This window comes from Victivallis sp. Marseille-Q1083 (assembly GCF_903645315.1).
In the GTDB taxonomy this organism is placed as follows: Bacteria; Verrucomicrobiota; Lentisphaeria; order Victivallales; family Victivallaceae; genus UMGS1518.
In genome coordinates this window covers 1,630,822-1,643,900 of record NZ_CAHJXL010000001.1, presented here as the reverse complement: position 1 = coordinate 1,643,900, position 13,079 = coordinate 1,630,822, and the positions used below count along the sequence as shown (strand labels likewise).

Annotated in this window: 12 protein-coding genes; 7 read left to right on the top strand and 5 right to left on the bottom strand. The window is 53.9% G+C overall.

Annotated elements, in window-relative coordinates:
• The first annotated feature begins 99 nt into the window (after window positions 1–99).
• The 3 genes from HWX74_RS06590 to HWX74_RS06580 all read left to right on the top strand — a co-directional run bounded on the left by HWX74_RS06590 (window position 100) and on the right by HWX74_RS06580 (window position 1,798).
• Window positions 100–708 carry a hypothetical protein gene (locus HWX74_RS06590; RefSeq protein WP_176012793.1) on the top strand — a complete coding sequence of 203 codons (609 nt, stop codon included), beginning with the start codon at window positions 100–102 and terminating at the stop codon, window positions 706–708.
• Window positions 705–1,349 carry an SGNH/GDSL hydrolase family protein gene (locus HWX74_RS06585; RefSeq protein ID WP_176012792.1) on the top strand — a complete coding sequence of 215 codons (645 nt, stop codon included), beginning with the start codon at window positions 705–707 and terminating at the stop codon, window positions 1,347–1,349. The genes HWX74_RS06590 and HWX74_RS06585 overlap by 4 nt, the downstream gene beginning before the upstream one ends.
• A 167-nt stretch (window positions 1,350–1,516) precedes the next feature.
• A complete protein-coding gene (locus HWX74_RS06580; RefSeq protein ID WP_176012791.1) occupies window positions 1,517–1,798 on the top strand; it encodes a hypothetical protein in 282 nt (93 codons plus the stop codon).
• Between the two features lie 69 nt (window positions 1,799–1,867).
• Here HWX74_RS06580 and HWX74_RS06575 read toward each other — a convergent pair whose 3' ends face one another.
• From HWX74_RS06575 to HWX74_RS06560, 4 genes are all read right to left on the bottom strand, one after another.
• Window positions 1,868–2,962 (bottom strand): DNA replication/repair protein RecF, encoded by a 1,095-nt coding sequence (locus tag HWX74_RS06575; RefSeq protein ID WP_176012790.1) that lies wholly within the window; start codon window positions 2,960–2,962, stop codon window positions 1,868–1,870.
• 99 nt (window positions 2,963–3,061) lie between these two features.
• Window positions 3,062–4,156, bottom strand: coding sequence for a DNA polymerase III subunit beta (gene dnaN / locus HWX74_RS06570; protein ID WP_176012789.1), 1,095 nt, complete (start codon window positions 4,154–4,156; stop codon window positions 3,062–3,064).
• A 173-nt stretch (window positions 4,157–4,329) separates the two neighbouring features.
• The gene (locus HWX74_RS06565) at window positions 4,330–5,340 is read right to left on the bottom strand and encodes a uroporphyrinogen decarboxylase family protein (RefSeq protein ID WP_176012788.1); all 1,011 of its coding nucleotides are present in this window, start codon (window positions 5,338–5,340) and stop codon (window positions 4,330–4,332) included.
• A 31-nt stretch (window positions 5,341–5,371) separates the two neighbouring features.
• Window positions 5,372–5,638, bottom strand: coding sequence for a hypothetical protein (locus HWX74_RS06560; RefSeq protein WP_176012787.1), 267 nt, complete (start codon window positions 5,636–5,638; stop codon window positions 5,372–5,374).
• Between the two features lie 82 nt (window positions 5,639–5,720).
• Here HWX74_RS06560 and HWX74_RS06555 point away from each other — a divergent pair, with 82 nt between their 5' ends.
• Together HWX74_RS06555 and HWX74_RS19980 are read left to right on the top strand one after the other, a co-directional pair.
• Window positions 5,721–6,851: a substrate-binding domain-containing protein gene (locus tag HWX74_RS06555; protein WP_176012786.1), complete on the top strand. Its 1,131-nt coding sequence runs from the start codon at window positions 5,721–5,723 to the stop codon at window positions 6,849–6,851.
• Window positions 6,852–6,882: 31 nt separating this feature from the next.
• Complete coding sequence (locus tag HWX74_RS19980) at window positions 6,883–7,626, top strand: type II secretion system protein (protein ID WP_217704874.1); 744 nt, start codon at window positions 6,883–6,885, stop codon at window positions 7,624–7,626.
• A 494-nt stretch (window positions 7,627–8,120) separates the two neighbouring features.
• On the opposite strand, the gene HWX74_RS06545 is transcribed toward HWX74_RS19980, so the two are convergent.
• Complete coding sequence (locus tag HWX74_RS06545; RefSeq protein WP_176012785.1) at window positions 8,121–8,405, bottom strand: hypothetical protein; 285 nt, start codon at window positions 8,403–8,405, stop codon at window positions 8,121–8,123.
• 69 nt (window positions 8,406–8,474) lie between these two features.
• Between HWX74_RS06545 and HWX74_RS06540 the strand changes: the two genes are divergently transcribed.
• Window positions 8,475–9,920, top strand: a complete 1,446-nt coding sequence (locus tag HWX74_RS06540) for a hypothetical protein (protein ID WP_176012784.1) — start codon at window positions 8,475–8,477, stop codon at window positions 9,918–9,920.
• Entirely contained in the window at window positions 9,917–13,003 is a 3,087-nt protein-coding gene (locus HWX74_RS06535; RefSeq protein WP_176012783.1) for a glycoside hydrolase family 38 C-terminal domain-containing protein, read from the top strand. Before HWX74_RS06540 ends, HWX74_RS06535 begins: the two co-directional genes overlap by 4 nt.
• Window positions 13,004–13,079 lie beyond the last annotated feature (76 nt).

Sequence of the window (13,079 nt, the reverse complement as noted above, 5' to 3'; positions counted from 1 at the left end):
AATCTTGGATTTCGGCTTGATTTTTGAGCCGGCTGCTTTTAAATTGAATCCAATATGAAAAATTCAAGTTTCGGACACTGATAGCAGGGAGGTATGAAAATGAAAATACGACTGTGGCTGGCGGTGGCGATCGGATTGCTGACCGCGTTCGGCGCGGCGGCGGCGCCGGCGAAAACGCTGCTCGGCGGCGTGATGAACAAAGGAAAATGTGAAAGTTGCGCGATGTCGCTGAAAAATATGGCGCCGTTGTTCGGCATGTATGCGGATGCTCACCGCGGCGTTTATCCGCCGCTGGACAACCTGGCCGGGCTGAAGGAATTGATGGCGTTTGGCAGTATTCCGCTGCGTTGTCCCGGCAGAGTCCATGAAGAACCGCAGCCGGCGGCCAATCAATTGAAGGAAACGGACAGCGATTACATCTATATCGGCGGCATGTCCTGTTTTCTGCAGAAGCCGGCGGAGATACCTTTCGTCTTCGACAAACCGAGCAACAATCATGTCAACGTACTGTTCGGCGACGGCCATGTCGAGACGATCAATGCGAAAGATTCTTTCAAAAATTGCGCCGAGGTTATTGCGGCCTTGAACAAGTTGAAAAAATATGACCAGGGTACTTTGCGCTTCCTGACCGACAAGGCCAATGCCATCGACCTCGCGTTGGGATACGTCAAGGCGGAAGAGGTCAAAAATCAGGAGAAAACGAAGTGATCGAAATCATCGTGTTTCAGGGTGATTCCGTCACTGATTGCGGCAGGAGTTACGAGGCGAAAGAGGCCAACCAGGGACTGGGCGGCGGTTATCCGCTGTTGGCCGCCGGCCGGCTGCTCAGGGAATTGCCGGCAAAAAATTTGCGTTGCTACAACCGCGGGATCAGCGGCAACCGGGTCGTCGATCTTTATGCCCGCTGGAAAATCGACACCTTGAACCTCAAACCGGACTTTATCAGTATTTTGATCGGCGTCAATGATATCTGGCATGAATTTGCCAATCACAACGGCGTCGAAACCGAACGTTTTGAACGAGTCTACCGGGAATTGCTCTCCTGGACGCTGGAGGTGCTGCCGTCAGTCCGGTTGCTGCTGATCGAGCCGTTCGCGCTGGAGTGCGGCGCTGTTTCCGCCGCTTGGCGGCCGGAACTGGCCGGCAAACAGCAGGTGGTCCGGAAATTGGCCGCCGAATTCAAAACGCTCTTTCTACCGGCTCAGGAATTGTTGAACGCGGCGGTGAAAGAGGCGCCGTCGTCCGGTCCGGAATATTGGCTGGCCGATGGTGTGCATCCGACCATCGCCGGCCACACGGTGCTGGCCGACGCCTGGTGTGAACTCGTCAAGCCGCTTTGTGAAGTCTGACACACGCCGAGTACGAGTTTTTAACATTAAGCAGCAGGATTACCGACTTATGCCGCCGCGATTTCGGCCAGTCGGCGGAAAAATCCGGTCGGACCGCTGATCGCAGCGGCTGAACGGCCGGGCCCTCGGAGGAAAGAGCCGGAAAGACCGGCGCTTCTTGCGGAATAATGGAAGGGGCGCAGATCGTCCGTGAATTGCTTTCGGGGCTTTTCCGAGGCCAGGAAGAATGTATTCGAACCCGGCAGCTGCCGCTTGTGTGCAATCCGCTTCAGCTTGCCCGGGAAACCATTTTCCAGTCGGAACGAAATTCACGAAATTGCGGTTGCCGCCGGGCTGCCAACTCTTTCGATTTCATCGAAAAAAACGAATTTCATCTTGATCGAATTGCTGGTTGTGATCGCGATCATCGCCATCCTGGCCAGCATACGGACGACAAAATAAACCGTTAAAATCAGGGCAAATTTGAGCTTGTTTTTTTTAAATGACGGATTTTTCCGTCATTTTTTTGAATGTGACGATCAATTGCCGTCAATTCTTTCGACCGTGCCCTGGTCGACCCGGAACTTCCGGCTGGCGGCGAAAAAGCGGTCGGCCGGCGGTTCGGTGAAGGTGAAGAAGGCCTGATCGGCCTGGTTGACGGTGGCGAAAAAGCGGGTTTTATTGAAATCGTCCAATTCGCCGGTGACATCGTCGACCAGGACGATGACTTCCCGGCGGTTTTTCGCTTTATTGGCATTTAAAATATTGACGGCCGCCATTTTCAAATAGAGGGCCAGCAACCGGCATTGGCCGGTGGAAGCGAACGTCCGCATCAGTTTCTGCTGATAGAAGAAGTCGAAATCATCAAGATGGGGACCGAACAAGGTACTGCCTTTTTTCTGTTCCCGCTGGCGCTCCATCGTAAAACGGGTCAGATAATCCTCGACCTCCAGCGGATAGGAGGGATGAAATTCGATGGCGAAACGCTCTTCGCCGCGGGCATTTTCCGCCAGCAAGGCCTGAATCTGGCGGTTCAGCAGCTCGGTATGCGCCCGGCGCCGGCCGGCGATGAGGACAGCGGCGTCGGCCAGAATCGGCTCGAAAGCGGCGGCCAGCGCTTCGCCGTGCTTCGGCGCTTTCAAGGCGGCATTGCGCTGCCGCAACGCCAGATTGTATTGATGGAGCGTCGACAGATAAACGGGATCGTTCATGGAAATGAACATATCGAAAAAACGGCGGCGCCGGCCGGAACTGCCGGTCAGGAGCTGAATATCCTCCGGTTCGAAAACCACCGGCTGAAAATTGCGGATGAATTCACTGCTGCGGCCGATCGGTACGCCGTCGATTTGCAGCGAACGTTTGCCGCCGGAAAAATATTCGACGGCGAAGGTTTCCCGGTAAGCGGCGCGATGGATTGCCGCTTCCACCCGGCAGTTGGAGCGGCCGAACCGGATGAGTTCCTTCAGCTGGGCGGTTCGGAACGAACGCAGCAGACCGATAAAAAAGATGCCCTCCAGCAGATTGCTTTTGCCGGCGCCGTTGCTGCCGATGAAGACATTCAGCCTGGCGCCGGAGAAATCGAGCGCGGCTTGCGAATAATTGCGATAGTCGTACAGCCGGAATTCTTCAATCATATTGTCGCCGAATCGTTTGGCTGAAAATACGACAGGCAGCCCGCCACGGTTGAAGGAGCGAACTGCCTGAAGTCATGACAAATTTCCCGGGCCGGGAAATTATTTGTTGCGCATCGGCATGATGACGTAAAGAAAACCTTCTCCGCCTTCCAACGCCACCGGGCTGAAACCGTCGTTGATCTTCACTTTGATCTTGTCGGCGTCGCAATTGCGCAACGGATCGGCCAGGAAACCCGGATTGAACGAAACGTCGACTTTGGCGTCGGCGTACTCGATGTCGACGAAAGCCTGCCCTTCCCCGATGTCGGTGCTGGAAGCCCGCAGCGCGATTTTATTGTCGTCGAACGACAGGATGATATAGCTGCTGTTGTCGGAAAGCACCTGGGAAACCAGTTCGATCTTCTGCAGCAGCATGCCGGTTTCGACATCGACGAATTTGCTGAACGAAGTCGGAATTACCTGGCGGTAATTCGGATAATTGCCCTCGATCAATTTGGTGGTCAGCCGCATTTCACCGCTCTCGAATGCCGCCTGTTTTTCGCCGAACAGCAATTTTACCGTATCGGCGCCGTCGAGCAGGCGTTTCACTTCGTTGGCCGCCCGCAGCGGAATGATCGCATCGCCGTCGGTGCCGGAGGTCTCTTCCGGCACCCGTTCAACCAGCGCCAGCCGTTTGCCGTCGGTCGCCACCATGGTGACCGTGTTGTCTTTGCAGGAGGTGAGCACGCCGTGCAGCACCTTGCGACTGTCATCCAGACTGACCGCATAGGTAATCTGGTTGAACATCTTGCGCAAATCGCTTTCCTTGAAGATCACCGTGCGGATCGGCGTAAACTCCGACGGCAGCGGGAAATCCTCGGCCGACAGACCGAGCAATTTGAATTTGCTGGTGCCGCAGACCACTTCGCTGTGGTGCCGCTCATCGCAGGTGAACGCCACCTCGGCGTCGGTGAATTTGCTGACCAGCGCGACGAATTTCTTGGCCGGCACCGTCGTCTTGCCTTCGCTTTCGATCGCCGCTTCGACCTGGGTGGTGATCCGGATCTCCAGATCGGTGGTGGTCAGTTGCAGCGTACCATTCTCCGCTTCCAAAAGAACATTGCCCAATACCGGCAAGGTCGACTTGCTGCCGACTGTGCTGATGACCTTCTGCAACGCTTTCAGCAATTTTTCTCTGCTTACTGTAAATTTCATTTATCTTGTCGCCTTTCCAGTTTATATCACGCAAAAAAACTTTTAAACAATTTAATCGTTTTTTTGCTTTTGTCAAAGCATCCCGCCGCCGCTTTGGCTTTTTTGTCCGGAAAAGAACGAAAAATTTTCAATTGAAATATTGCCGCACTTTCCAGGCCGGCCGTTCCCCGGTTTCAGCGCTGCCGGTTGAAATCTTCGGCCGCCTGGAAAAATGCTTTGATGTTGGCGAGATTGACGCCGGGCGGGACATCGCAGCCGGTGGAGAGGACGAAATTCCGATCGGATCTGGTGGCCTCCAGCAATGCCTTTGTCACGGCATAAACCTCTTGCGGTTCGGCATTTTTGAGAATGCCGACCGGGTCGATGTTGCCCATGACCGGTATCGATCCGGGAACCTGCGGCAGTATGGCGGCCAGGTCCACCGCATTGCCGAGATGCAGCGCCGCCGCCCCGGTCGACAACAATGCCGGAATTTGTTTTTCGGTTTTGCCGCAATTGTGGAGAATGACGGTGAATTTCTCGTCCTGGACCGCCTGGATGATCTTCTGCAGATAGTCGGCCGCGAACGTCTGGCACATCTCCGGCGACAACAATCCGGCGGCCGGTTCGGCGATCAGCAATCCGGCGACGCCGGTGGCTTTGATTGCTCCGGCATACGCGGTCAGAAAGGTGGTCGCTTTGTCCAGCAGCAGTCTGGCGGTTTCCGGCTCGGCCGCGGCCAGGATCATCATTTCGGTCATATCGGCCAGCCGGCCGGCCAGGGAAAATGGTCCGATCATGCCGCCGAAGGTCGGCCGGTCCGGCAATTTTTCGGCACAGAGTCCGGCGCATTTGAGCACTTCGGCAGTCCGGGCGCTGCCGACTGCCGGAATCGCCAGGCGCTGAATATCGGTCTCTTCGGCCACGATGCGGTCCGAGACGGTGGGGTTTTCGTGTTCCGAATAGCGAATCGGCGCGCCGAACGCTTCCGCTTCGACCGAAAGATCCATGAAGGTCACCAGCGCATCGGCGTGCACCGTTTGGGCCAATGCTTCAATACAGCGGAACTGCAGTTCGCCGTCCTGGAATACTTCGACCGGCTTGGCGTGGATCAGTTCGATGCCCGGGGTCGTCATAATCGGCATGACGAACCGGCGCGGCGAGTTCAGGATGGCCTGGACGAAATTGTTGCTGTGGTATTCCATGATAAACTCCTCGGTTGATGATTCTTCTTAGCTATTTTAAAGTATAACCGTCGGAAAGGAAAATTTCTTCCTTGATATTTGCGGATTTTTGCTCTCCATTGTCATTCTCGATTTTGATGAAGCCGCCGAAAGCCCGGCTTCGACGGACGGTCAGGAAAGATCCATGGATCATCAAAAATTGAAAGTCGGTAAAAGTCGGCAGAACGATAGCTGAAGATACCGATTTTTCGCCATAATCTGAAGGAGATGGCAAGGATAGACCGTTTTCTGCTATTGTTTTGCTATAATATTTCGACAAAAAACAGCCGTTTCATTGACATCCGATGAAAAATTTTCTATACTTAAAGCAGCAGGGAATCTAATATTCAGGAAACGCGGCAATGTTGGAAACGTTAAAGAGTCGCTTTGTCGGCGACCAGATGAAAGCGGATTTGCTCAACCAGATTCGTTCCGGGAAACTGATCCCGGGCAATCTGGTGCTGTCGGAACGGAAACTGGCCGAAAATTACCGCATCAGTTATCTGTCCGTTCGTCGGGCGGTTGATGACTTGGTCCGGGATGGGGTGCTTTACAGGATACCCCGGAAAGGAACTTTCGTCGCCCATCCGCCGGAGCGCCGTCGACGTAATTTCAACGGACAGGTCATCGGCGTAATCAGCAATGATCTACATACCCAGTTCGCCGCAACCTATTTGGACGGCATCGAAAGACGGGCGGCGCAGGATCGCTTTTCGATGGTGGTCTGCAATTCCCGGCTGGACTCGACACTGGAAAGCGCCCACCTGCAGCATTTGCTGGAATCCGGGGTGGCCGGCGTCATTTTGGAATCCGGTGCCCCGCTGCTGCAGAAAGACTTGATCAGGCTTTACCAGACCTATGGCGTCCCGCTGGTTTTGATCGATAAATTCTGCAGTGCCGTCGAGTCCGACTATGTCGGCGTCAATAATTTTCAAACCGCCTTGCGGGCGGTCAAGTATCTGGCATCGCTCGGGCATAAAAGAATTGCCCATATCACTTCGCACACCAGTCATCGGCAGCTCACTTCGATCAAAGAACGGTTCGACGGTTATTGCCAGGCGCTGAGCGACTGCGGCCTCGACTTGGTGCCGGAATATGTTCAGGAGTTGAAAGAGATTAGCGTACATACCGAAATGGCCCGCTTGAACCTGCATTTTCTCGGCTATTCGGCGATGCGGGTACTGCTGGAGTTGGAGAAAAGACCGACCGCAGTACTGTTACTCTTCGACGCAATTGCCTGCGGAGCGTATCGGGCAATCGCCGAAGCCGGTTTACGGGTGCCGCAGGATATTTCCTTAATCGGCATCGATAACGACGCAATTTGCGATTATTTGAAAGTACCGTTGACGACGATGGCCCAGCCGATTCGGGAAATCGGCGAGACGGCCGCCGGCATCGTCATTGATCGGCTGTCGCATCCGGAAGAAGTGTTTCAGCATCGGGAATTGCCGACGACTCTGATTGCGCGCGAGAGTTGCGGTTATATCAATTGAGAAATCAAACGAACGAAAATGGGAGAATCTTATGAAAGTGCGAAACAGGTTCCATAATTTCACATTAATTGAATTGTTGGTCGTGATTGCTATCATCGCCATTCTGGCCAGTATGTTGCTGCCTGCCTTAAGTAAAGCCAAGCAGAAAGCAAAAATTATTGTCTGTACCGGCCAGATCAGGCAATTGATGCTTGGAGCCGCGATGTATGGCAATGACAATGATGATTATTTGATGAATTCCGTCAATCACAACAACCCGAGGAACGATAAATGTGATGCGGAAGACGATCCGGCGGGTACCCAGGGCCGGATGGGATGGCAGTTAATGCCGTACATCGGCAACAATCGCGCCATGTTCTTCTGCCCTGCAATCAATGGATTTCCGGCGAAAGACAGGGAAGTCTACCTTAGGGACTATCAACCGGGATATTCATTCGGTTATTTTTATTTTGGCGGCGGCACCAGCCGGGAGAGCGCTAACCTGGAAATGGCGAAAATGTTTCTGGCCATCAAAAATGGCGCCAGTACCATGGCTTACCGGTTTGGCATCGGGAATCCGCGCACGGTGGTTTTCAGCGATGTTCAAGGGTTGCGCAAGGGGGAAGGCGGCTGGTATGAGGATCAGTGGTCCCATAATCTTGATGGTGTCAATACGGCTCGGTTTGACGGGAGTGCGGCTTGGACGCCACAGAATGGTTGTGCGTATCTTCCCGGTTGGGCTTTCATCATGCTGCCGCGCGACAGTTGGGAAGGTTTGGAGGGATGGAACAATTGAGTATGCGGAAATTTATAATCGGAAGCGTCGTCTGGGGGATGGCAATAATTGGCATGAGAAGCGACGTCATTCAACGCCAGGGAACTCAACAATTGGTTTGGTCGCCGGATGGCTGTCTGAAAGCGTATCATGTCGGCAAGGAATCCCTGTTGGCGAAAGCGGTGTACCCGTTTGCCGCGCTGGATGCGAAAACCGGAAAAACCGCTCATTTTACGGGGGCGGTATCGCAAACCGCCGCCGGTATTCTGCTGACCGCCGAAGCTCCGGTATTGCAATTGGGCCTCAAAGTGCACATCAAAAGGTCGGCAGATACGCCGTTTTTCATCATTGACGCCGAAGTGGAAAATCGTTCCGCGGATCGGGAACGGGCAATTGAATTGCAATTTGCTTTGCCGTTGAGAAAGGATCAGTGGAATTTCAATTCAGATGAAATCGATGTGCAAAATGGAGCAATTTCAGCCCTTCCGGACACGGCTTATGAAGAATTGCGTATTTTAGTCAATCCCCGTTTCGAAATGCCGATGTCCCGGCTGCCGTTTCTGGCCGTCGACAACGGCGAAACAGGTATTATGCTCGGGCATCCATTGGCACAACCACGCTTTTTTCGTTACGTATTTCAAACCGGCACCGCCGGCAGTGGAATATTGAAGATGAGGGTTCCACTCGGCATCAGTACCGATACCGCAAAATTTCCCGGTCGCGCCGGAGTGACGTTTTTTCTGGGTGAATTCGATGCCGCAACCCATTTTCGCGGCGCACTCCAACAATATTACCGGCATGCGCCGGACCATTTCCGGACGCATATCGGTTATCCCGGCGCTTGGGGGCTCTGGATCCAGCCGGAGACGATGGCTCTGGCCGGAAAATGTGGAATCGGGTTCAACCAGCGGGAATGGGATCTTGATTTTTCCAACGATCCGATTGATGCTTTGCATATTTTGAGGGAAACGCACCGTCATGACTTGAAAGCAATGATGTATGCCGAACCGTGGGGAGTGTTCTTGCCGTTCCCGAAGAATTGGTTGCAGGAACATAAAGACTCAAGTGTGGTGATGTATTATGACCAGGCGCCGGTAGATGCCGCAGCATTGAAAACTTATGTTGAAAGCTTCAGGCACGACTTGTCGCCTACCGAACGTTTTCCCGGAGATTTGACCAATGACGATCTCTATCGCATTTTGCAGAATACTGCAATTGAAATCAATCCGGCTGGAGATTGGCGTCTCAATTGTTACTGGCCCGGCCGTTTTGAATGGGGACAACAAAGATTTGGCGATGATTACGGCATGATTATCGTCAACTCAGACCCGGAACTAACTTTGCCCAACCGGCAAACCATCACTTTTGAGAAGGCGCGTTACGGATTCATTGAACGATGTTTGAACGGTTCAGGAGAAAAAATGGATGGTTATTATATCGATTCCGAGTCCTATGCCGCGGGGTGGTCGGAGTGTAACTTTCGGCGGGATCATTGGACGGTTGCGGATTTGCCGTTGACTTATGCTCGTTTTCCGGAAGACGGCAAAATTCATGTATTTCAACATATGGCATTGGCTCACAACGATTTTTTGCGTGATATCCGAAGGCGGGCCGACCAGTCAGGCCGCTGTATTGGTTCCAATACCTGGCCTTTTGCGGCATTTCTGATTCCTTATGTTGACTTTTTGGGCTGCGGGGAATTTTTCAACAAGGATGCCTTGCCGTCGTTGGCCGATTTTCGTGAATTTCGGTTTCTCGCCGGACAGAAAGTGGTGACGACCATGGACTACGTGCTTAACTTTGAAGGAAATGTTCCGGTTTCAGCGGAAGGAGTGGAGCAGTACATGGAGCCGCGGTTGAATATGTATTTGCAATATGGCATTTTCCCCGGTTCCGGCAATGCCGGCGATTCCCCGGAAAAATACGAGCTTCTGGTTCCGGTGATGGAACCTTATGCCAAGGCGATTGAAGCAATCAATCAAGCCGGTTGGCAGGCAAATACCCGGAGCGAAGTAACCGGTGACGGCGCTTCCGGCATCCTTGTTGAGCGTTGGGGAACCGATCCGGCCAACGGGCTTTATTTCACTTTACGTAACCGGGGGAAGAAAACTGCGGTCATTCAGTTGCGTTTTCAGCCGGCTAACCGGGCTGAAAAAAAAGTCGAAATCGCCGGAGCGGTGGAATTGCTTTCCGGCGCCACCTTACCGGTGGCGGCGGAACATGGAGTATGGACGATTCCGCTGGAAATTGCGCCGGAACGAACCATACTGATTCAATGCGTTGATGAAAACGAAAGAGTATTAACGTTAAAATGATGCGAAAAGAACAATTGAACATCTACCGGGAGCGGATTCGCCGCTTCATCGACGATTTGAAACGCGATTTGTGGTCGGATGACCTGCTTCTGCAGGCCGAGGCGGCAATCACCGATCAACCGGTCCGCTTTCAGGACCGTCACCGACTATATTATCGTCCAATCGCCGAGGGGGAGGTCTGGGCGGAGAAGTGGCAGAGCGCCTGGTTCCGGCTGTCCGGTCGGATTCCAGAGCGTTGGGCCGGAAAGCCGGTGGTGGCCAGAATCAATTTGTTCGGCGAATGTCTGGTTTTTGATGCCGCCGGCGAGCCGAAGCGCGGATTGTCCGGCAATTGCGCTTTCGTTCCCGCCTATGCGCGGGAGATTTATCCGGTAACCGACTGTGCTGTGGCCGGAGAAAAGATCGAATTGCACCTGGAAGCGGCTGCGTCCAACTTATTCGGGATTCTGCGGGAAGAGCGGCCGGGAAAACATTGCCGGAACCCGGAAGGACGTTTCGCGCCGACCGCCGATATCATGCGGCTGGCGGTCGACCGGGTGGAAATGCGGCAGTTTCTGGCGGAGATGGCATTCGTCGACAATTGGATAAACCTTTACGATCCGACCGATTATCGTTATGCGCAGATGGTGAAAATTGTCGGGGAGGCGATTCAAGCCTTTGGCTGCACCGCTGATGCCGTTGCCGGACGACGAATTCTGCAGCGGATTCTCGAGCGCAAAGCCGACGCTTCGGCGTTGCGTACCACGGCCGTCGGCCACGCCCATATCGACACCGGCTGGCTTTGGCCGGTAGCGGAAACCGTTCGCAAATGCGGCCGTACTTTTGCCAATCAGCTTGATTTGCTGGCGCGTTATCCGGATTATGTGTTCGGCGCGTCGCAACCGCAGCATTATCAATTCGTCAAAGAGCACTACCCGACGCTGTATGCCCGGATCAAGGAGTACGTCGCGGCCGGACGCTGGGAGCTGCAGGGCGGCATGTGGGTGGAAGCCGACTGCAATTTGCCGGACGGAGAATCGTTGATCAGGCAATTTCTGCACGGCAAGAACTTTTTCCGGGACGAGTTTGGGATCGAAGTCAAAACTCTTTGGCTGCCGGATGTTTTCGGTTATTCAGCGGCCATGCCGCAAATCATCCGCAAAAGCCGCTGCGATTATTTTTTGACCCAGAAACTTTCCTGGAATCAAACCAACGCCTTTCCACATCACACTTTTATCTGGCGCGGTATTGATGGCAGTGAAGTGTTGACCCATTTTCCGCCGGAAGGCAACTACAACTCGGCGATGCAACCGGAAATATTGGGAAAAACCCAGAATATCTTCCGGGAAAATCATTTTATCGATGAATTTTTGACTTTGTTCGGTATTGGTGATGGCGGTGGAGGGCCGAAAGAGGAGTTCATCGAAAATGGCCGCCGGATGCAGGATTTGGAGGGCTGTCCGCGAGTTCGTTTCGGTCGTTCCGACGAATTTTTTCAGCGCCTGGAAGGCAGCCGCAGTGATTTGGCCGTCTGGGAAGGAGAACTCTATTTTGAGCTGCACCGCGGCACGCTGACCACGCAGGCGCGGGTCAAGCGCGCTAACCGGAAGCTGGAGCAATTGCTGCAAAGTTTGGAGTTCGCCTTTGCCGCGCTGCCGCCGGACGCCTGGCCGCAGGCCGAATTCGACCGGTTATGGAAGACTTTGCTGATCAATCAATTTCATGATATCCTGCCGGGATCTTCCATCGAACTGGTCTATGCGAATGCCGCCAGGGAATACCGCGAAATGTTTGAATTGTGTCACCTGCTTCAGGTACGGCTCGGCCGCCGATTGTTGCGGCCGGATGAGAATGCCCTGACGCTGTTCAATTCGTTGTCGGTGCCATGGCGCGGCAACCTGGTTTTGCCGTCGGCCTGGCGCGGATTCACGGTAGTTGATGCTTCCGGCGGTCAATTGCCATGCCAACTGGGGGAAAATGACCAGCAAGTCCGTCTCGAAATCCCACCCGGAATGTTTTTGACGTTGCAGCGCGGCAGAAAGGACGATATTCCGGCCGCCGGAACCGATCAACTGGAATTGGTGCTGGAAAATGAAGAGATTCGTTATGAATTCGACGAGAACGCCCGGTTGCTGCGCGCCTTTGATAAACGAAGCTGCCGCGAATGGCTCCGGGCGGATAGCCCCGGGAACCGTTTGTCGCTGTATATCGATGAACCGAATGCCTCCGACGCCTGGGATATCGATATTTTTTATGAAGAGCAGTTGGTCGATACCGCCCGGTCGGCCGGACAGGTTCGCACCTGGCACGGGCCAATCGGCGGCCGATTGCAGTTCGAGTTGCAGGTCGGTACATCGATCATCCGGCAGACGATTTCATTGACGGCCGGAAGCCGGCGGCTGGATTTTCAGACTGCGGTCGACTGGCGGGAAACCCACCGAATGCTACGAGTTGCTTTCCCGGTTGAAGTCTGCAGCGATACTGCTGCGTTCGATATCCAGTACGGTTTTGTCCGACGCCCGACACACCGCAATACCAGTTGGGATTTGGCCCGATTTGAAACCGCCGGCCAGCGTTATGCCGACCTCTCCGACGATTGCGGCGGCGTGGCATTACTCAACGACAGCAAATATGGTTACAAAGTGTCGGGACACACGCTGGATTTGAATTTGCTGCGTTCGCCGCGCCATCCGGATTTTCATGCCGACTGCGGAAGCCATGAATTTACTTACAGCTTGCTGCCGCATAACGGAGGTTTCGTTGAGTCGGAAGTGATGGCCGAAGCGGCGCAATTGAACCGGCAGCCACTGCAATGGGCGGGATATGCCGCGCCGGAGAATGCGGTTTTACCATGTCGGCTGGAGGGCGACGGCGTAAAATTGGCGGTGCTCAAAAAAGCCGAAAAGAGCGACCAGTGGATTCTGCGGCTGGTGGAAACCCATGGCCGGCATTCGCATTGCCGGTTGACGGCGTTGCCCGAATACCGTCGGTTGATCGCTACCGATCTGTTGGAATGGGAAAATTTGTCCGTCCGGAAACTCGACGGCGCTATCGAATTGAATTTGTCGCCGTTTGAAATAGCCACGTTCAAATTGTGTCGGTAAGAGCGGCGATAACGGAACGCATTTCCTTTTGCCAGACCGTCAAATGACGGAAATATCCGTCATTTGAGCGGGAATT